This window comes from Azospirillum sp. TSH20, assembly GCF_003115935.1.
Lineage (GTDB): Bacteria > Pseudomonadota > Alphaproteobacteria > Azospirillales > Azospirillaceae > Azospirillum.
In genome coordinates this window covers 118,870-138,062 of the sequence record NZ_LGQU01000096.1, presented here as the reverse complement: position 1 = coordinate 138,062, position 19,193 = coordinate 118,870, and the positions used below count along the sequence as shown (strand labels likewise).

Sequence of the window (19,193 nt, the reverse complement as noted above, 5' to 3'; positions counted from 1 at the left end):
ATCGCGCAGACAGGGCGCAACCGCCGTGAATGCGGGTCCATCGCGTCGGGCGGCAGGGTGACGCGCGGCAGCGGCACCTCCGCGTCGGTGTGGCGGTTCCAGTAGCGTTCGGTGATGGCGTAGGGGTCGTGCGGATGGGTCAGTGATACCACAAAGCAGAAGGGGCGCTCCCGCCGGCCACGGGCGATGTCGTACAGCTTGCGCTCCGAGGTGAAAACCACCTCCTCGTCGAAGTCGAGCTGGTTGGTGCGCAGGCAGGGGCCGGCGTCGCGCACCGAACTCATGTTGTGATACCAGCTCGGCCGCTCCTGGGGCCGGGTCCAGTCCGGCGTCCAGCCGAAATCGGCCGGATAGATGTCGGTGGTCAGCCGTTCCTCGAAGCCGTGAAGCTGGTCGGCCCCGCAGAAATGCATCTTGCCGGACAGAATGGTCTGGTAGCCGGCCAGCCGCAGGTAATGGGCAAAAGTGGGGACCGCGGAGGGAAATTCGGCGGCGTTGTCGTAGCCGCCGATGGCCGAGGGCAACCGCCCGGACAGGAAGACATAGCGCGAGGGCGCGCAGAGCGGGCTGTTGCAGTAGGCGCTGTCGAACACCACGCCGCCCTCCGCCAAGCGGTCGATGTGCGGCGTCCGTACCGTCGGGTTGCCGTAGGCGCCGAGCGCCTGCGGGATCATCTGGTCGGCCATGAGGATGAGGATGTTGGGGCGCCGTGCCATATCCGCCTACTTCATACCGTTTATGGACAGATCGTTCGAGAACGATAGAATTGACGCACCCAACAGCGGGCGTGAAGCCCCTGTCTCATCATGCCGGTATGAAGGCCGCTCATGGGAAAGGACCGCCTGCCGCCGCTGCGCACCCTGCTTTTCTTCGAGGCGGCCGGCCGGCTGCTCAGCTTCAGCGCTGCCGCCCGCGAGCTTGCCTGCACCCAATCGGCCGTCAGCCACCAGATCGGCTGGCTGGAGGCCGATCTGGGGACGGCGCTGTTCCGTCGCCTGCACCGCGGAGTTGCGCTGACGCCGGACGGCGTGCGGCTCTACGAGGCGACGCGTGAGGCGCTGGACGGCATCGGCGATGCGGTGACCCGCATCCGCGATCGGCAACGGCCGGGCGTTCTGAACGTCGCCACCGACTTCGGTTTCGCCTCCGGCTGGCTGCTGCCGCGTCTCGGCGCCCTGCGCCAACTTTTGCCCGAGCTGGATGTGCGGATCGTGACGACGCAGAACGCGATCGACCTGCGCCGCGAGGCGGCGGACATCGCCATCACCTTCGGTCACGGCCATTGGCCCGCCTGCGAGGCGGAACTCCTGTTCCCCGAGCGGGTCCTGCCGGTCTGCAGCCCTGCCTTCCGGGCGAGCCGCGCCCCGTTTGACGCTGGGGTCGCCGCTTCCCCGGCCGATCTGTCATCCCTGCCGCTCCTGCATCTGGAAAGCGTCGGGCCAGCCGCCTGGCTGTCCTGGAGTGACTGGTTCACCCTGCACGGGCTGCCCGTGCCGGCCGGCGGCCATGATCTGACCTTCAACAATTACCCGCTGGTCCTGCAGGCTGCCCTGATGGGCCAGGGGGTGGCGCTGGGATGGAGCCCGCTGATTGCCGAGCTGATGCGGGACGGGCATCTGGTTGCCCTGATCGACCGGCCGATCCAGACGGAACGGGGCTATTTCCTCGTCGTCTCCAGCCGGCGCAAGCCGGATGAGCGTCGCGACCGCTTCCGCCGCTGGGTCATCGAGGAAAGCCGCCGGGATGGCGACCGCAGATAGTGCCCGTTGTGGCGAAGCGGCGGGTCGCCGCGGCGCCGGTTACCGCGCGCCCTGTGGGTGCAGACGGTCGCCGAGAAATGCGATGAAGCGGGGGTCGTCGGCGTAGGCGATGTTGATCCGCATCGCCGGCGCAGTGGCCGTCCGCGTCGGCAGGAACAGCGTGCCGGGCGCCAGGAAAATCCCCTGTTCCGCAGCTTGGCGTACCAGTTCCGCCTCGTCGATGTGGTCGGGAAGCTCGCCCCACAGGTAATATCCGCCGGGTGCAGCCGGCGGCAGTCGGACGCCGATGCGGGTCAGGGCGAGCGTCGCCTTTTCCGTATGCTCCCCGATCAGCGTCTTCAGCCGGCGCAGGTGCCGGAGATATTGGCCGGAGGCGATGAAGGCGTAGACGATCCGCTCGACATAGTCGGAGGTGCTGACGACGGTCAGCATCTTGACGTCGCACAGCCGGTCGATCAGCGGGCGTTTCGCTGCGACATAGCCGACACGCAGGCTGGCCGACAGGGTCTTCGAGAAGGTGCCGACATAGATGACCCGCTCCAGCTGGTCGAGCGCGGCGAGGCGCGGGCTGGCGGCGGGCAGGACATCGGCGAAGGGGTCGTCCTCGACGACGTACAGGCCGTGCTGTTCGGCAATCCGCAGCAGGCGGTGCGCGACGGCGGGCGTGATCGAGCCGCCGGTCGGGTTGTGCGCCAGCGACTGGGTGAAGAACAGCTTCGGCTTGTGGGCGGCGGCCTTGGCGGCGAGATCGTCAAGGTCGGGGCCGTCGTGACGCCGCTGGACGCCAACGATGTTGATGCGCGACAGCCGGAGCTTGCCGAACAGTGGATAATAGCCGGGGCTGTCGACCAGCACCGTGTCCCCCGGTTCCAGCATCTGGCGGGCCACGAGGTCGAGTGCGTGGTTGGCGCCCTGGGTCAGCAGGATCTGGTCCGGCGACGCCGTGATCGATCGTTCGCCGAGCGTCAGCGCCAGCCGCTCCCGCAACGGCAGGAAGCCCCAGGGGGAGCCGTAGCCGTGGTCCGGCGTCAGGCCGCGGCTTGCGGCCGTGAATCTCGGATTGCCGCCGACCTCGAACCGCTCCATCCAGGACGGCGGCGGGCGGCCGTCGCCGATCCGCACGGCATAGCTCTGCACCAGCTGTTCGCGCAGCAGCGACACGAAGTCCACCGCCTCTGCGACATGGGCGGACTGCTGTCCGACCGCCGCGTGGCGGACGCGGGCGACATAATAGCCGGCCCCCTGCTTCGCCTCGACATGGCCCAGCGCCACCAGACGGTCGTAGGCCTCCGCCATCGTGTTCTTCGAGACGCCGTGCTCGACGGCGCCGGCCCGCACCGACAGGAGGCGCTCCCCCGGTTTCAACAGGCCCTCGCCGATCAGGCCGGCGATCCTGTCGACGATGCTGCCCACCCGTGTCATCGCGTCACCGCTTCAGTGTCCCAATGAATGCGCTGGTACAGTGTCCCGGAGATTTCGGGAAACTGTCCCTTGTGTCGTCCCTTTGTATCACTGATCATCAATGGAACGAATGGTGATGGTGGGGAAGCCCGCGGCGCCCGTTCAACCAGCACCAGCATTGTCCCGCCCTCATTGCTCCATCCGGTGCGCGCCGCCGTGCGGCGCCGGAGGGGGATGCATCCACAAAGTGTACGACAGGGTTCAGGAATGATCGACACCACCCGCAGTTCCCGCATCTCCGGATTCCACAAGAAATCGCCGGCGGAGCGCTTGGGCATCGTCTCGGACTTCGCCGGCCTCGATGCGGCGGCCGCAGCGCGGCTGTCGGACACCGGGAACCTGGATCTGGGCCTTGCCGACCGTCTGGTCGAGAACGTGATCGGGTCGATGAACATCCCGCTGGGAGTCGCGACCAATATGAGGGTCGACGGCGAGGATGTGCTGATCCCGATGGCAACGGAGGAGTCGTCGGTCGTCGCCGCGGTCTGCAACGCGGCCCGGCAATGCTATGACGCCGGCGGCTTCACCACCTCGATGTCCGGCACGTTGATGATCGCCCAGATCCAGGCGGTCGATGTGGCCGACCCCCACGCGGCCCGCCTGCGCATCCTCGGGCGGCGCGAGGAGATCAAGGCGATCTGCGACGGCTGCGACCCGGTACTGCTGTCCTTCGGCGGCGGCTTCCGCGACGTCGAGGTGCGTGTGCTCGACAGCCAGGGCGGCCCGATGCTGGTGACCCATCTGATCGTCGATACCCGCGACGCGATGGGCGCCAACGCCGTCAACAGCATGGCGGAGAAGCTGGCCCCCCACATCGCCGCCTGGAGCGGCGGCCGGGTGTATCTGCGCATCCTGTCCAATCTGGCCGACCGCCGGCTGGCGCGGGCGCATGCGGTGTGGCCGCTCGACCAGATTGGCGGCGAGTCGGTGCGCGATGGCATCATCAGCGCCTATCACTTCGCAGCCGCCGACCCGTATCGCGCCGCCACCCACAACAAGGGGATCATGAACGGCGTCAGCGCCGTCGTGCTGGCGACCGGCAACGACACCCGTGCGGTGGAGGCCGGCGCCCATGCCTTTGCCGCCCGCAGCGGCCAGTATGGCAGCCTGACCCGCTTCGAGGTAACCGCCGACGGACAGCTCAGCGGCTCCATCGAACTGCCGATGGCGGTCGGGCTGATCGGTGGCGCCACCAAGGCGCATCCGACGGCGCAGGCCTGTCTGGCGATCCTCGGCGTGACCAGCGCCGAACGTCTCGCCCGCATCATCGCCGCGGTTGGGCTGGCACAGAACTTCTCGGCGCTGAAGGCGCTGGCGACCACCGGCATCCAGAAAGGCCACATGGCTCTGCACGCCCAGAACATCGCGATGATGGCCGGCGCGGTCGGCGACGAGATCGATCGCGTCGCCGCTGCGCTGGTGCAGCGCGGCAGCGTGCGCCAGGACATCGCCCAGGAGGTCCTGCGGGACCTGCGTGGTGGAGTTTCCGGCGCCTGACGGCAGCGGGCAAAACCGTAGAGCATCAAAATGAATAAGGGGAGGACCTTGATGAAGACCGGATACACGCTGGCCGGCATGGCCGCGGCCAGCCTCGTCGCATTGTCGATCGGCACCGTCCCGGCATCGGCCGAGATCGCGTCCCAACGGGTAAAGCTGGGGGTGCTGACCGATATGAGCGGCTTCGCATCCGACAGCACCGGCCGGGGCTCGGTGGTGGCTGCGGAGCTGGCGGCGGAGGATTTCGCCAAGGAGTTGCCCGGCGTCACCATCGAGGTCATCCACGCGGACCACCAGAACAAGCCCGACATCGGCGCCGCCACCGCGCGCCGTTGGCTGGACCAGGAGCATGTCGACGCGATTCTGGACGTGCCCTTCTCGTCGGTGGCGCTGGCGGTGAATGAGGTGACGCGCAACTCCAAGGCCGTCTTCATCGCATCCGGTCCCGGTACGACGGAGCTGACCGGCCCGAAATGCTCCCCCAATACCATCCAGTGGACCTACGATACCTGGGCGCTGGCCAATGGCACGGCGCGGGCGGTGACGGAGAGCGGCGGCAAGCGCTGGTTCTTCATGACCGCCGACTACGCCTTCGGTCATGCGCTGGAGCGCGATGCCTCGGCGGTGGTCAAGAGCATGGGCGGCACCATCGTCGGCAGCGTTCGCCATCCGCCAAACGCGTCCGATTTCTCCTCCTACCTGCTACAGGCGCAGGGCAGCGGCGCGCAGGTCATCGGGCTGGCCAACGCCGTGGGCGACACCATCGGGTCGGTCAAGCAGGCGACCGAGTTCGGCATCACCGCCGGCGGCCAGAGGCTGGCCGCCTTGCTGATGCAGCTGAGCGACGTCGCCGCCGTCGGATTGAAGGATGCGCAGGGACTGTATCTGACCGAGGCCTTCTATTGGGATCTGAATCCCGGCACCCGCGCCTTCGCCGACCGCTTCGCCGCCCGGATGGACGGGCGCCGTCCCACCGGCAACCAGGCCGGCGTCTATGCCGGCGCCCTCCATTACCTGAAGGCGGTCAAGGCGGCGAACAGCACCGACGCCACCGTCGTCGCCGCCAAGATGCGGGACCTGCCGACCGACGATCCCCTGTTCGGCAAGGGCAGCGTTCGCGTTGACGGCCGGGCGGTCCACGACATGCTGTTCTTCGAGGTCAAGAAACCCGAAGAGTCGAAGGGACCTTGGGACTTCTACAAGCTGGTCAAGACCATCCCCGGCCCCGAAGCGTTCCGCCCGCTGTCTGAAGGTGGCTGCCCGCTGGTGGAGAAGTAAGCGGGTCACCGGCCCGGCTTAATCGACAGCCCCAGGCCCACTCTCGTGGGCCTGGGCATGCCATGATGGAGCCTGTCAGCTCACGACAAGCTCCTGCCAGGCCTCGTAGGCGGCAAGCACCGTCGCCATCTGCGCGGTGTGACCCTGGATGAAGGCATCGCCGTAGATGGTCTCGTCCGGATATTCGGTGATCAACGTCACCGGCACCGTGCTGCGTTCATCCAGTGATGACAGGCAAGGGAAGCCGTTGATGAGGCGGAATCCGGTTTCGCCGGCATGGATTTCGTAGAGCGCGATCTGTTCGGCGTTGCGGGCCGCCAACTCCGGAATTGTGGCCAGATGCGCCGTCACCCGGTCGAGCAGGCGCTCCGCCGCCGTCTCCCAACCCGCATGGTGGCGCATCACCAGGAAGAATCCCTTGGGCAGGGTCCACAGGGCGAAGTTGCGCGGTACATAGCCCGACAGCGGCCGGGTCCATTCATGCGAGGGGTAGCCGTGCAGGTTCAGGTGGAGACGGGCACCGCTCAACCGTTCCGCCTCCAGCCGGATGGCCTTTTCATTGAGATGGGGGCCGGCCTCCACAGGGTTGCGGTATTCCAGGTCGTCGCCGAGCGCGGTGTAGCGCGCCGCATGGTGCATGTGGCGTGGATTGTCGGTCCGCAGCCGCTGATGCAGGGCGTAGCCGTCTGGGTTCTCCAGGGGCGAAACGGTGAAGTGCGCCCCCGGACGCTGCGCCAGCCGGCTTGCCGCGCGCAGGGCGCCCGCCACGCCGGTCGTCTCGTTCGCGTGCTGGCCGCCGCTGATCATCACCGGCGCGTCGCTGCCCCGCACATAGCGGGCGAGCACCCGGCGCCCGCTGCGCGTCCCCGCCTCGAACGGCTCGCCGCCGATCCGCTCCAGCCCGGCACGGATTGCCGCGTCCCCGATCGGAGCGGCGGCGCTGTCCAGCAACGGGGCGTCGAGTGGCTCGTCGGCGGCCGTGGCGGCGTCGCATGACAGGGGACGCAACTCCACCCGCACCCGCACCACGCCGTCGCTCAGCCCGATATCCGGTGCGATCTGGCCCGGCTTCAGCCCGCGGTCGCCGAGCGGCCGGCCGGACTTGCGCTGGAACACCTCCAGCAGGGAGAAGTAGAAGTCCTCGTGCAAGGCCTCGCGCAGGCTCACAACCTCGTCGGCGAAGCCCAGCGGTTCGTCCTCTGCCGGATAGTCGGCGCGGATGCTCAGTTCCTCGAAATAGGGCTCCCCGCCGGCCCAGGGGTGGGCAATGATCGCCGTCATGGCGGCTTCGAACAGCCGCTCGTAATCGGTCTCCAGCCTTTCCCCGTCCTCATTGTTGCCCAGGCGCAGCCAACCGGTCGGCGATACGCTTGTCTCCCCCGCCATGTCGGTGTGGACGCGGTTGGGCGCGGCCACCCGCTGCTCCTCCCGCCGGCCGTCCTTGAAGGTCAGCGTCACGTCGTAATGGAACGCGCTGTCCGCCCGCGGGCGGAACGCCACCTCCACCCCGTCCAGCAGGGCGGCCAGCGGATAGGCCTCCAGCAGGAAGCGGTTCGCCGGCGCCTGCTGGTGGACCGGATAGGCGACGGTCACGGCGGCCAGATCGCGCCGCTGCACTTCCTCCAGGAAGAAATGCAGCAGGGGCTTGTAGGCGCTGCGAAGGCGGGCGGACACGCCGCGCTCCGCGAGGCGCCGTTCGGTGGCCCGGCGGCTTCGCGCGTCGTCGAAGGTCCAGGCCTCCACCAGATTGCCGCTCTGGGCGCCGCCGTTCAGCTGGGCGCACAGCCGGTCGAGCGTCCGCTCGAACGAGGCTTCGAACAGGACGGTCATCGAGACGTTCTCCCGGTGGGATCGAGGCTGTCGCGCAGCCAGTCGCCGAGCAGGTTCAGGCCCAGCACGGTCAGAAGAATGGCAAGGCCGGGGAAGACGCTGACCCACCAAGCGACCTGGAGATAGGTGCGCCCTGAGGCCAGCATGCCGCCCCAACTGGGGATGGTCGGATCGATGCCGAGCCCGAGGAAGGTCAGGCTGCTTTCCAGCAGGATGTTGTTGGCGACGTTCAGCGTCAGCAGCACGATCACCGGGCCGATCAGGTTCGGCAGCAGGTGCTGGACGATGATCCGCCAATCCTTCACCCCGATGGCGCGGGCGGACTGGATGAACTCCCGCTCGCGCAATGCCAGGACGGAGCCGCGGACGAGGCGTGCGTACTGCACCCACTGCGACACAATCAGCAGGATGATGGTGTTGGTCAGGCTGCCGCCGACGATGGCGATGAAGGTGATCGCCAGCAGGATAAAGGGCAGTGCCAGCTGCACGTCGGCGAAGCGCATCACCACGATGTCGCAGATGCCGCGGTAATAGCCGGAGATCAGGCCCATCAGCACGCCGATCACTGCCGCCCCAGCGACCGAGACGAAACCGACCAGCAGCGAGATCTTGCCGCCCGCAACCACGCGGGCCAGCACGTCCCGCCCCAGGGGGTCGGTGCCCAGCGGGTGCGCCGCAGTCTGGAAGGGCGGGGACAAACGGGCAAGCAGGTCCATCTTGTCCGCACCCCCGGGGAACAGCTGGTCGGAAAAGAGCACGGCCAGGCAGATGACCAGGGTCAGCGACGCGCCGAGCAGGAATTCCAGGTTGCGGAAGCGCGGGGAGCGCAGGAAGGAGAGCGCAGCGGCCATGGCGGTCACGAGGTCCGGATGCGCGGATCGACCAGCCCATAGGCGATGTCGACCAGCAGGTTGACGCCGACGATCATCAGCGACAGGACGGTGATGACGCCCTGAAGCACCGGGTAGTCGCGCGCGGCCACCGCGTCGAAGGCCAACGTGCCGAGCCCCGGCCAGTTGAAGACGCGCTCCACCACGACGATGCCGCCCAGCAGGCCGCCGAACTGCAAGCCGAAATAGGTGATCAGCGGGATGGCGCAGTTGCGCAGCGCGTGCTTGTAGAGGACCTTGCCCTCGCTCAGCCCCTTGGCGCGCGCCACCATGACATACTGCGACTGCAGGGTTTCCAGCATGGCGCTGCGCACCAGCCGCACGTTGGTCGCGGTCAGGATGACGCCCATGGTGACCGCCGGCAGAACGAAGTTGGAGGGGCTTTCCATCCCGCTCGGCGGCAGCCAGCCCAATGTGATGGCGAACAGCAGCACCAGCATCGTCGCCAGCCAGAAGTTGGGCACCGACAGGCCGACCAGCGACAGGATGCGGATCGCCTGATCGGCGACCCCGCCCCGCGCCGTCGCCGCCCGGATGCCGAGCGGGATGGACAGGGCGATGGAAACGGCCATCGATATCAGCGCCAGCAGCAGCGTGGCCGGCAGCGCGTCGGCGATCAGCCGCGACACCGGGGTGCCGCCAAGGAAGCTGTTCCCGAAGTCGAACCGCAGCAGTCCGGTCAGGAAGCCGCCATACTGGACGAGGAAGGGCCGGTTGACCCCCAGCGCCTCACGGATGCGCTCCAGGTCCTGTTCGGTGATGCTGCCCGCCCCTTGCGTCAGCATCAGGGCCGGGTCGCCCGTCAGGCGGATCGCGAAGGAGACGACCAGCGTCACCACCACCATGACGAAGATCGCCTGGATCAGGCGCTTGAGAAGGAAACCGGCCAAAACGTGCCACCCTGGAAAAAACGGGCCTGATAAAATGGAGCAAAACCACAACCGGCGCCGCCGCTCCCCGAGGGGGAAGGGCGGTGCCGGACGGGCGGTCAGTCCACCGTCACCTCGGTCAGCTTCGGACGGTTGTCCGAGGCCGGCGGGAAGTTCTTGACCCGCTTGGCGACGCCGTAGATGGCGTTGGAGTTGTAGAGCGGCATCTCCAGCGCCTTGTCGGCGACGGTGTGCGCGATCTGCTTCAGGATGCGCTCGCGCTCCGCCACGTCGGTGATGGCGCGTTGCGATTCCAGCAGCTTGTCCAGATCGGCGTCCTGCTCGTACGGGTTCCACTTCTCGCCGGAATGGTACATGGCGTAGGCGGTGTTGTCGTAGTCGAAGGTCCAGCCGCCCCATTTCTGCTGGAACATCGCGCCGGTCTTGCCCTGCGGGATGATGTCGTTCAGCAGCACGTTGGTCTCATACGGCTTGATCGTCGCGACGACGCCGACGGCGCCCAGATAGGCGGCGACGGCCTGGGCCACCTCGTTCATCGTGGCGTCGTTGCCGCGGATGTCGATCTGCACCGTGGCGCCCGGCTTCACCCCGGCCTGGGCCAGCAGGGCCTGCGCGCCTTTGGGATCGAAGGGCAGCGGCTTCAGCGCCGGGTCGTAGCCGAAGGACAGCTCGCCCTGGAAGCTGGCGATTTCCGACGCCTGGCCGGCCAGGATCGACTTGACGATGGCGGCGCGGTCCACCGCCATGATCAGCGCCTTGCGCACCCGCGGGTCGGCGGTGATGCCGCTCTTGGTGTTGAAACGCAGCGCGTCCACCGTCGGCCCCGGCACGCTGAGCAGCGTCAGCTTCGGGTCGGCCTGGATGACCGGGACCATGCCGATGGGAATGGTTGGCGGCAGGACGACGTCGACGCGGCCGGCCTGAAGCTCGGCGACCGCCGTGGCCGGTTCGGTGATGAAGCGGTATTCGACCTCCGACAGCTTCGGCGCGCCGCCCCAGTAGTTGGGGTTGGCCTCCAGCTTGATGCCGGTCTTTGGGGCGTAGGAGACGAACTTGAACGGCCCGGTGCCGACCGGGTTGACGTTGAAGAAGGCGTCGCCCTTCTCCTTGATGTAGTTCGGCGGGACGATCATCGCGCCATAGCCGGCCAGCTTGGTCAGCAGGACCGGGTCGGGCGCCTTCAGCTTGAGATCGACGGTGGTGTCGTCGATCACCTCGACGCTGTCGATGGCGATGTAGTTGGAGCGCTGCGGCCCCTTCGCCCCTTCCTCGCCCAGCAGCCGGTCGAAGGTGAACTTCACGGCGGCGGCGTTGAACGGCTCGCCGTTGTGGAAGGTCACGCCGCCGCGCAGCTTGAAGCGGATGCGCTTGCCGCCGTCCATCTCGGTCCAGGATTCCGCCAGCCCCGGCACCAGCTTGCGGTCCGGGCCGCGGTAGGTCAGACCGTCGAAGATGTTGGTGCCGACCGAGGCCCAGTTGACCAGGAAGGTGTCGATCGGGTCCCAGCTTCCGGGATCCTGCGGCGACGAGATCGTCAGCTTCCCGGCGGCGTCCGCCGGCGTCGCCACGAAGGCCGCCCCAGCCAGCAGCGCCGCCATGAATGCAACCTTGATCCCCTTCAATCCCAATGCCATGACGCCTGTTCCTTGATCGATGGTTGTTGTTGGTTGACGAGGGCGCCGGGTCATGCGCTCCGGCGGACGAAATGCCCCGGCTGCACCTCTTCCAGCGGCAGGACCGCGGGATCGTCGCCGACGGCGCGGACCGGGCTCGGGATTTCCCCGTCCAGCAGGGCCCGGCGGCTCCGCCGCGAGGGGTCGGCGACCGGGACAGCGGACAGCAGGCGGCGCGTGTAGTCGTGCGCCGGGCTTTCGAAAATCTGCCGCCGGCTTCCCATCTCCATGATCTGGCCGAGGAAGAGGACGGCCACACGGTGGCTCATCTTCTCCACCACCGCCATGTCGTGGCTGATGAAAAGATAGGCGAGGCCGCGTTCGGCCTGAAGGTCCATGAACAGGTTGATGACCTGCGCCTGGATCGACACGTCGAGCGCCGACAGCGCCTCGTCGGCAATGATCAGTTTGGGGTCGGAGGCGAGCGCGCGGGCGATGCAAACGCGCTGGCGCTGGCCACCGGAAAATTCGTGCGGGTAGCGGGCGGCGTGGGCGGGGGCGAGTCCGACCCGCTCCAGCAGGCCGTCCACCCGTTTGCGGATCTCCCGCTCGCCGTCAAGCAGACCATGGGTGCGGATCGGCTCCGCGATCGAGAAGCCGACCGTCTTGCGTGGGTCGAGCGACGCGAAGGGATCCTGGAAGATGTACTGGACGTCGCGCCGCAGCCGGTTGCGGTCCGCCGCCCCCATCTCCGACAGCGGCCGGCCGCGGAACGAAATGCGGCCCGAGGTCGCCTCCTGCAACTGTTGGATGGTGCGCCCGATCGTCGATTTGCCGGAGCCGGACTCGCCGACCAGCGCCAGCGTTTCGCCCGGATGGATGTCGAAGGAGACCTGCGTCACCGCATGGACCTGATGCGTGGCGCGGCCGAGCCAGTTGGTCCTGGACTTGAACCGGACGGACAGATCGCGGACCGACAGAAGGGGGGCTGCGCCGTAGTCGGCCGTGTCCTGCACCCGGGCCTCGCCCACGGTGGTGACGTGGTCGCCGTCGAGAACGGTCAGCGGCAGGCGGCGGGGGTGATCCTGTCCCGCCATGGCGCCAAGCCGCGGCACTGCGGCCAGCAGCGCGCGTGTATAGGGCTGGCGCGGGGTGGCGAAGAGGTCGGCGGCGCGACCCTCCTCGACCTTGCGGCCCTTCCACATGACGACGACGTCGTCCGCCATCTCGGCCACCACACCCATATCGTGGGTGATGAACATCATCGCCATGCCGAGTTCGGCCTGCAGGTCGCGCATGATGGTCAGGATCTGCGCCTGGATCGTCACGTCGAGCGCGGTCGTCGGTTCGTCCGCGATCAGCAGCCTGGGCCGGCAGGCCAGCGCCATGGCGATCATCACCCGCTGGCGCATGCCGCCCGAGAGCTGGTGCGGGTAGCGCTTCAGGATCTGGGCGGCATCCGGCAGGCGGACCATGTCGAGCAGTCGCCGGCCCTCCTCCGCTGCTGCGGCCTTGCCCATGCCTTCGTGCAGGATCAGCGTTTCGCCGATCTGGTCGCCGATGGTGAAGACGGGGTTCAGCGAGGTCATCGGCTCCTGGAAGATCATGGCGATCTCCTTGCCGCGGATCGCCCGCATCTCCTTCTGCGTGGCTGTCAGCAGGTCGCGCGGCCCCTGGCTGCCCTGGAACAGGATGCGGCCGGTGGGGTATTGCGCCCCCACCATGTCGGCGAGCCGCATCACCGACAGCGACGTCACCGACTTGCCCGACCCCGACTCGCCGACGATCGCCAGCGTCCGTCCCGGATCAACACGGAAGCTCAGATCCTCGATGACGCGTTGTCCGCCGAAGGCGACGGACAGGTCCTCGACGCTGAGCAAAGGTGGCGTGACCTGCTGTGCGGGGGTTGGAGAGGCGTTCCGGGTGGGCGACTGCATCGGGCGCGGAACCTTGGTGTCCCTATTGTCAAGAGACTGAGGTTTCCCGGATCCACCAGTTCCGTCAATGCATTATTTCGGATCGATAACCGTGCCGGATGTTATCATCCGGTCCCCACCGTGGTGTCGGGGGAGCCGTCAGCGCTCGCGCCTCCGCCAAGCCCGGACCGCGGCCAGCACGGGGACGGACAGCGCCGCCCAGGACAACGCGTCCACCAGGCCGTCGTCCAGCAGGGCGGTGACCAGCCCGGCGGTGGTGACGAGCGCGATTGCGATTGGAATGCCGAAGATCGCCGGCAGGGGGAGGGGAGCGCGCGGCTTCATTCCGCGGCCTCCCCGGAGACGGCGCGCAGGCCGGGGCTTGCGCCGGCCTGTTCCTGTGCGCCGCGGCGGCGGGCGATCCACAGATACAGGCCGCTGCCGAGGATGACGATGGTCAGCACGTCCAGCACCGCCCATAGGACCTTCATCGGCAGCCCGCCGTAATCGCCGAAATGCAGTGGCTGCGACAGCCGCAGCGCCAGCATGTACCAGGGCATGGAGCGCATATCGGTGAAGGCCCCGGTTTCCGCGTCGATCAGGGCGGGGGTCAGGATCCGGTTGGTGGCCGGCGTGGCTCCCTTCAGCCACACCGCGTAATGATGGTTGCTGGAAAATCGCACGCCGGGGAAGGCGACGAACTGCGGGCGCATGCCGGGGGCGGCCTCCATCGCTGTGCGGACGGCCGCGTCGACGGAGGCGAAGCGTTCCGGCACCGGCTTGCCTTCATAGGGGGCGATCATCGCCGCCAGCTCGTTGGATCGCCAATAGGCGACCAGCGGCACCGACAGGGTGTTGATGACGCCGGTCAGCCCGACCACCATCACCCACATCAGCGTGACGATCCCCAGCATGTTGTGCAGATCAAGCCATTTCAGCCGCCTGCTGCGCCCGGCCCGCACGGTGCCGAAGGGCAGCTTGCGCATGAAAGGAGCATAGATCACCACGCCGGACAGGGTGGCGAGGAACAGCAGGAAGCCCATGAAGCCGAGGAAAAGCTCGCCGGGCAGCCCGGCGAACAAGTCCACATGCAGGCGCAGCATCACATGCATGAAGCCCTCGTCGTCATTCAGGTCGGCCAGGATCCGCGTGGTGCGCAGGTCGATGGCGGAGATGTGCATCTGCGACACCGGCGGGCGGGCGGTCGGGCCGGTCGTGACGTTCACCACCGGCCGATCCTCGTCGAAGCTGAGGAACAGCGGACGTTCGCCGGGATATGTGGCCAGCGCCGAGGCAACCGCCTCGTCCAAGGATTTCAACGGCGTCTCGGCCGGCAGGAGCGGAAGGTTGTCCTCCGCCGTCAGCGCCTCGATCTCGTCATGGAAGATCAGCGGCAGGCCGGTCAGGCACAGCAGCAGCATGAAGACCGTGCAGATCAGGCTGGTCCATTTGTGGATCAGCGTCCAAATCCGGATGGTTCGGTTGGTCATCGGGCACTCCTCATGCCGCCGTCATGAATGCACCGTTCAGAAATCGACCGACAGCGACAGCTTGGCGGTCAGGGGAGCGCCCTGGCTCAGGTAGCCGCCATAAGCGGATGCCCAATAGGCCTTGTCGGTGACGTTCTCCACCGCCGCGCGGATGGTGACCGGACGGTTCTGAACGTCGGCGATCATCCGCGCGCCGACGTCGAAGCGGGTCCAACTGGGGATCTTCAGCGTGTTGGCGGTGTTGAGATACTGCGACCCGGTGTGGATCACGCGGCCGGTCAGCGTCACGGTGGGAAAGGAGGCGGGAAGGAAGGGCAGGTCCCATTCGACGTTGGCATTGAACTGGTGGCGCGGAACGCCGACGGCGTCCTTGCCCTCGGTCGCGGCGCTGCCGGTGTCGGTGAGCTCCGGATCGATGAAGGTGGCGCCGCCCAGCAGCCGGACGCCCTGCACCGGTTCGCCATACAGCATCAGCTCGATGCCGCGGTTGCGCTGTTCGCCGGACACGCTGTAGATGCGGGTGAACGCGTCGGTGACGCCGCTGGGCTGGGTGGTCTGGAACAGCGACAGCGAGCCGCCGAAGCTGCCGAAGTCCAGCTTGCCGCCGACCTCATACTGGACGGAGCGGTAGGGCTCGAAGATCTCTCCGGCATTGGCCGCCGTGGACGGGGCGGTCGGTCCCTGCGCCAGCCCTTCGATCCGGTTGGCGTAGAGCGACAGTTCCTTGACCGGCTTCACCACCAGCCCGACCACCGGCGTCAGCGCCGACTGGTCGTAATCGGAGGTGCGGGCGCCGTTGGCGCGGTTGAAGCCGCGGACCTGGATGGTCTGCTGGCGCAGGCCGGCGGTGAGCATCACCCGGTCGTCGAGGATCGACAGCGTATCGGACGCATAGACGCTGCGCAGCACCGATTCGCTGACCTTCGGCGGATCGCCGACCATGCCGCTGGCAGATGTCGTCGCCGGGCGCGGGAAGCCGACCATGGTGTAGAGGTTGATGGCGGTGGTCGTGCCGAACTCGAAGCCGTTGTTGTTGGTCGTCCGCAGCGCGGAAGCGCCGGCATTCAACTGGTGCCTGACCGGACCGGTGTGCAGGTCGGCCCGGATGCCGGCCTGACCGGTGCTGGTGAAATCCTCGCGCGGGACGGTCAGGCGCCTGACGGTGCCGGTGCCGTCGGGCCGCGTGATGGTGGGGGAGGCATAGTCGCCGTCCTCGCGCATGCTGCGCAGGCCGAAGGCGCCGTAGGCGGTCAGGTTCGGCAGGATGTCGTATTCGGCACGGATCTGGCCGAAGGTGTCGCGCATCTGCGAATAGCTCCAGGGCTGCGCATAGTTTTGCGAAGCCGACGGCACCGCCGGGACGAAGCTGCCGAAATAGACCACCGGGCGGCCCTGCTCCACCCGCTGGGTCTGGGTGCCGACATCGAGCGTCACGCGGGTGCGCTCGCCACGATAGTCCAGCGCCAGGGAGCCGAGCTTCAGCGTCCGCTCCTCGTCGTCGATGGCGGTCTCGCCGCCGCGGACCGCGGCGTTGACGCGCACGCCGAACTGGTTGGCGTCGCCGAACCGGCGGCCGACATCGGCGGACAGGCCGAATCGGCTGTCCATGGTATAGCTGGCGGTCAGGCGGGTCAGAGGTTCATCCTCCGCCCGCTTGGGCACGAGATTCACGCCGCCGCCGATGCCGGACCCGCTGGGGGCCGCGCCGTTCAGAAAGGCGTTGGCACCCTTCAGCACCTCCACCCGTTCGAACATGTTGGTGGCGACGATCTGGCGCGGTGCGGTTCCGTAGAGGCCGTCGATCGACAGATCCTCGCCCATCAGCTGGAAACCGCGGATGACGAAGCTCTCCGCGAAATTGCCGTAACCGAGGCCGCTGCGCACCGCCGGGTCGTTGGCCAGCACATCGGCGACGGTATCCGCCTGCTGGTTGCGGATGGTTTCGTCGGTGTAGCCGGTGACGGAGAACGGAACGTCCATCGCGTCCTGGTTGCCCAGCGCGCCGATGCGCCCGCCGCGCGCCACCTGACCGCCGGCATAGGCCGGGGGCAGGGCGCCGGGACCGGTCGCGCCCCCGCTGCCTTCGATCTGCACCGGGTCGAGCTGGATGGCGCCACCGGCGGCCACGCGCTCGACCGTCACCGTTTCGGTGTTGAGGAAGCGGGCGGCCAGCCCGGTGCCGGACAGCAGGCGGTTCAGCCCCTCGCGCGCGGGCATCGAACCGCTGACGCCGGGGGAATTGACGCCCTGCGTCACCGCGCCGGGGCTCAGCACCTGGATGCGTGTCGCGGCGGAAAAGGCGGCGAGCGCCCCGTCCACCGATTGCGGCGCAATAGCGAAGGTCACCGCCCCGGCCGGGTTCGTCTGCGCCATCGCTGCGGGGACGCTGGACAGCAGCAGGCCCGGCGCGATCAGCACCGTCGTCGCCAGCAGCCGCCCCAGGAACACGCGGCCGAACCGACCACCATGGACGCTGCCCCGGCGTCCGATCATCACATCCATAAGCCCAAACTTTGCCGATTCCATCGCTCGCCTCTGTCATCCGGTGAGAGACCGCGCCGCATTCTGCGACTGCGTCTCATTCTCTTCTTTCCCGGTGATGACGATGGGCAGACGGAGATCCCTGGGAGGTTTTTTCGGACCTCCCGAACTTTTTCAGCGAAGCAGGGTCAAGTAGGGGGTGACGCGGGTGGCGCGCACGCCGAGGCCGCGCTCAAGCGCATCGAACACGGCATCCGGCCGGTCGAGCGCAAAGACGCCGGAGACCACGCGCTCCGCCGCCTCGCCGTTCAGCAGGATAACGCGGCCCGGCCATTGCCGGTTCAGCGCGGTGATGACCGACGCAAGCGACTGCTGGCGGAAGACGATCTGGCCTTGGCGCCATGCGAAGGCGACGGCGGGATCCACCGCCCGTGGCCCGGTCATGCCGTGGGAGTCGGCCTCCGCGCTCTCGCCCGCGTGCAGACGGATGCTGTCGGGCCAGGGGGCATGGCTGTCGGCGTCTCGTTGGGCGGCGACCTCCACCAGCCCCTCCCCGACCGTGACCGTCGTGCGGTCGTCCTCGCGCCGGACGCTGAACCGGGTGCCCAGCACGCGGGCGGAACCCGCCCCGCCATCGACGACGAAGGGATGGTCGGGGTCGCGGGTGACGTGGAACCATGCCTCTCCGCGCAGAATCCGGACTCGCCTCTCACCATCCCGGAAATCGAGAACCAGTGCGGTGTCGCCGTTCATCTCGGCGGTGGAGCCGTCCGGCAGGGCCAATGTCCGCCTCTGCCCGGTCGAGGTCACCTGATCGGCGACGGCATTCTGGTAGAGCGCCGGTCCGCGCCAGACGCCGAGTCCGCCGGCCACCAGCAGGACCGCCAGCGCCGCAGCGAAGCGCCGCACCTGGGCTGCCACAGGGCGTCGGGGGGCCGCGATGCGGGACCCGGCATAGGCGGCACGGGCAGGTTCCTTCAGGTCGTGCAGGAGGGTCCGCAGTTCGCTCCAGGCGTGGGAATGAGCCGGGCTGCGGGCCAGCCACTCGGCGAAGGCGGTGCGCTCCGCCGGGGTGAGGTCGTCGGACTGAAGCCGAAAGAACCACGCATTGGCTTCCGAGAACAGCCGGTCCCCATCCGGTCCGCCGTCCGCCGGCTCCTCGTCTGCCGGGTCCTTCTGCCGTTCATCCCGATGGTCCATCGCGTCTTGCCGCAAGCTCCTGTTGCCCCGTGTTTGGTAAGACGACCGGCGGAGGCGGATCCCTCAAAGAAAATTGCCTGTAGGGGAACGGAAATTGCCGATCATCGCGGCGGGCGCCGCTTCATATGGGTGCGGCATTGTTCCAGCGCCGTGCGCAGATGGTACTCCACGGTGCGTGGGGAGATGCCGAGCCGTTCGCCGATGGCGCGGTAGGGCAGGCCTTCGACATGGTAGAGGAGGAAGACCTCGCGGGTCTTGGGCGGCAGGGCATCGATGGCACCGCGAAGCCGGGCCATGGTCTGGTTCCGCTCCACCACCGCGTCGGCGCCGGGACCTGCGGCCGGCAACTCCTCGTCGGGCGGACCCGCCTCGCGCATGCGCTGGCGCCGGGCTGCCCGGCAATGGTCCAGCGCAATGCGGTCGGCCACCACATAGAGCAGACCGGCCGGGTTCTGCACCGCCTCGCCGTCCGGCAGGCGCGCCAACCGCAGGAAGGCATCCTGCGCCAGATCGCCCGCCGTCTGCGGATCGCCGGTCCGCCGGGCGATGGCACGCTCCACCCGCAGCCGATGCGCATCGAACAGTTCCGCGATCCTGCGCGCCCAATTGCCGACAGGGCCGGTCATCGGGCGGGCCAGGAACGGAGGTCATCGGACAGGGCGGGGGGGCAGGTATCGGTCACGGATGCGCGGACTGGCGGATGCGAAGGGACCGGCATCCGTGGGGCCTTCGCCTTTGATGCCGGTCACACCGGTATAGCCGCACCGAACTTAGAATGCGAACGATTCTTATTATCGCAGGACGCCCTTCATGCCCGGATCGCGGTGAAATGGGGTCAGAACCAAGGCCGCCGCCGGGGCATCCGCCGTTGCCAATGGACTGTGCCG

15 protein-coding genes are annotated in these 19,193 nt (G+C 67.9%); 3 read left to right on the top strand and 12 right to left on the bottom strand.

Annotation, left to right across the window (positions count from 1 at the left end):
• Nucleotides 1-716: sulfatase-like hydrolase/transferase (locus TSH20_RS24390; protein ID WP_146207492.1), on the bottom strand; the 716-nt coding region annotated here is incomplete at its 3' end.
• A gap of 111 nt (nt 717-827) precedes the next feature.
• On the opposite strand from TSH20_RS24390, the gene TSH20_RS24385 reads away from it, so the two are divergent.
• The gene (locus tag TSH20_RS24385; protein WP_109155693.1) at nt 828-1,760 is read left to right on the top strand and encodes a LysR substrate-binding domain-containing protein; all 933 of its coding nucleotides are present in this window, start codon (nt 828-830) and stop codon (nt 1,758-1,760) included.
• A gap of 39 nt (nt 1,761-1,799) precedes the next feature.
• On the opposite strand, the gene TSH20_RS24380 is transcribed toward TSH20_RS24385, so the two are convergent.
• On the bottom strand, nt 1,800-3,182 hold the full coding sequence (locus TSH20_RS24380; RefSeq protein WP_109155694.1) for a PLP-dependent aminotransferase family protein: 1,383 nt from the start codon (nt 3,180-3,182) through the stop codon (nt 1,800-1,802).
• 246 nt (nt 3,183-3,428) lie between these two features.
• Between TSH20_RS24380 and TSH20_RS24375 the strand changes: the two genes are divergently transcribed.
• Together TSH20_RS24375 and TSH20_RS24370 are read left to right on the top strand one after the other, a co-directional pair.
• Nucleotides 3,429-4,718: a hydroxymethylglutaryl-CoA reductase, degradative gene (locus TSH20_RS24375; RefSeq protein ID WP_109155695.1), complete on the top strand. Its 1,290-nt coding sequence runs from the start codon at nt 3,429-3,431 to the stop codon at nt 4,716-4,718.
• 51 nt (nt 4,719-4,769) lie between these two features.
• The gene (locus TSH20_RS24370; RefSeq protein WP_109155696.1) at nt 4,770-5,996 is read left to right on the top strand and encodes an ABC transporter substrate-binding protein; all 1,227 of its coding nucleotides are present in this window, start codon (nt 4,770-4,772) and stop codon (nt 5,994-5,996) included.
• A gap of 75 nt (nt 5,997-6,071) precedes the next feature.
• On the opposite strand, the gene TSH20_RS24365 is transcribed toward TSH20_RS24370, so the two are convergent.
• The 10 genes from TSH20_RS24365 to TSH20_RS24320 all read right to left on the bottom strand — a co-directional run bounded on the left by TSH20_RS24365 (nt 6,072) and on the right by TSH20_RS24320 (nt 18,932).
• Complete coding sequence (locus tag TSH20_RS24365; RefSeq protein ID WP_109155697.1) at nt 6,072-7,826, bottom strand: M14 family metallopeptidase; 1,755 nt, start codon at nt 7,824-7,826, stop codon at nt 6,072-6,074.
• Complete coding sequence (locus tag TSH20_RS24360; protein ID WP_109155790.1) at nt 7,823-8,677, bottom strand: ABC transporter permease; 855 nt, start codon at nt 8,675-8,677, stop codon at nt 7,823-7,825. The genes TSH20_RS24365 and TSH20_RS24360 overlap by 4 nt, the downstream gene beginning before the upstream one ends.
• A gap of 5 nt (nt 8,678-8,682) precedes the next feature.
• Complete coding sequence (locus tag TSH20_RS24355; RefSeq protein WP_109155698.1) at nt 8,683-9,606, bottom strand: ABC transporter permease; 924 nt, start codon at nt 9,604-9,606, stop codon at nt 8,683-8,685.
• Between the two features lie 98 nt (nt 9,607-9,704).
• The gene (locus TSH20_RS24350) at nt 9,705-11,240 is read right to left on the bottom strand and encodes an ABC transporter substrate-binding protein (RefSeq protein ID WP_109155699.1); all 1,536 of its coding nucleotides are present in this window, start codon (nt 11,238-11,240) and stop codon (nt 9,705-9,707) included.
• Between the two features lie 50 nt (nt 11,241-11,290).
• The gene (locus TSH20_RS24345; RefSeq protein ID WP_109155700.1) at nt 11,291-13,156 is read right to left on the bottom strand and encodes an ABC transporter ATP-binding protein; all 1,866 of its coding nucleotides are present in this window, start codon (nt 13,154-13,156) and stop codon (nt 11,291-11,293) included.
• A 138-nt stretch (nt 13,157-13,294) separates the two neighbouring features.
• A complete protein-coding gene (locus TSH20_RS24340) occupies nt 13,295-13,480 on the bottom strand; it encodes a hypothetical protein (RefSeq protein WP_109155701.1) in 186 nt (61 codons plus the stop codon).
• Complete coding sequence (locus TSH20_RS24335) at nt 13,477-14,625, bottom strand: PepSY domain-containing protein (RefSeq protein ID WP_109155702.1); 1,149 nt, start codon at nt 14,623-14,625, stop codon at nt 13,477-13,479. Before TSH20_RS24335 ends, TSH20_RS24340 begins: the two co-directional genes overlap by 4 nt.
• A 36-nt stretch (nt 14,626-14,661) precedes the next feature.
• Nucleotides 14,662-17,118 (bottom strand): TonB-dependent receptor, encoded by a 2,457-nt coding sequence (locus tag TSH20_RS24330; RefSeq protein ID WP_247871130.1) that lies wholly within the window; start codon nt 17,116-17,118, stop codon nt 14,662-14,664.
• Between the two features lie 162 nt (nt 17,119-17,280).
• Nucleotides 17,281-18,306 carry a FecR family protein gene (locus TSH20_RS24325; protein ID WP_109155703.1) on the bottom strand — a complete coding sequence of 342 codons (1,026 nt, stop codon included), beginning with the start codon at nt 18,304-18,306 and terminating at the stop codon, nt 17,281-17,283.
• Between the two features lie 101 nt (nt 18,307-18,407).
• Complete coding sequence (locus TSH20_RS24320; protein ID WP_109155704.1) at nt 18,408-18,932, bottom strand: sigma-70 family RNA polymerase sigma factor; 525 nt, start codon at nt 18,930-18,932, stop codon at nt 18,408-18,410.
• Nucleotides 18,933-19,193: the final 261 nt, after the last annotated feature.

What these genes read in the sequence shown, in the direction of transcription:
- TSH20_RS24350 (WP_109155699.1), bottom strand. Translation starts at nt 11,240, where the DNA reads ATGGCATTGGGATTGAAGGGGATCAAGGTTGCATTCATGGCGGCGCTG.
- TSH20_RS24345 (WP_109155700.1), bottom strand. Translation starts at nt 13,156, where the DNA reads ATGCAGTCGCCCACCCGGAACGCCTCTCCAACCCCCGCACAGCAGGTC.
- TSH20_RS24365 (WP_109155697.1), bottom strand. Translation starts at nt 7,826, where the DNA reads ATGACCGTCCTGTTCGAAGCCTCGTTCGAGCGGACGCTCGACCGGCTG.
- TSH20_RS24360 (WP_109155790.1), bottom strand. Translation starts at nt 8,677, where the DNA reads ATGGCCGCTGCGCTCTCCTTCCTGCGCTCCCCGCGCTTCCGCAACCTG.
- TSH20_RS24385 (WP_109155693.1), top strand. Translation starts at nt 828, where the DNA reads ATGGGAAAGGACCGCCTGCCGCCGCTGCGCACCCTGCTTTTCTTCGAG.
- TSH20_RS24335 (WP_109155702.1), bottom strand. Translation starts at nt 14,625, where the DNA reads ATGACCAACCGAACCATCCGGATTTGGACGCTGATCCACAAATGGACC.
- TSH20_RS24370 (WP_109155696.1), top strand. Translation starts at nt 4,770, where the DNA reads ATGAAGACCGGATACACGCTGGCCGGCATGGCCGCGGCCAGCCTCGTC.
- TSH20_RS24330 (WP_247871130.1), bottom strand. Translation starts at nt 17,118, where the DNA reads ATGATCGGACGCCGGGGCAGCGTCCATGGTGGTCGGTTCGGCCGCGTG.
- TSH20_RS24340 (WP_109155701.1), bottom strand. Translation starts at nt 13,480, where the DNA reads ATGAAGCCGCGCGCTCCCCTCCCCCTGCCGGCGATCTTCGGCATTCCA.
- TSH20_RS24325 (WP_109155703.1), bottom strand. Translation starts at nt 18,306, where the DNA reads ATGGACCATCGGGATGAACGGCAGAAGGACCCGGCAGACGAGGAGCCG.
- TSH20_RS24375 (WP_109155695.1), top strand. Translation starts at nt 3,429, where the DNA reads ATGATCGACACCACCCGCAGTTCCCGCATCTCCGGATTCCACAAGAAA.
- TSH20_RS24320 (WP_109155704.1), bottom strand. Translation starts at nt 18,932, where the DNA reads ATGACCGGCCCTGTCGGCAATTGGGCGCGCAGGATCGCGGAACTGTTC.
- TSH20_RS24380 (WP_109155694.1), bottom strand. Translation starts at nt 3,182, where the DNA reads ATGACACGGGTGGGCAGCATCGTCGACAGGATCGCCGGCCTGATCGGC.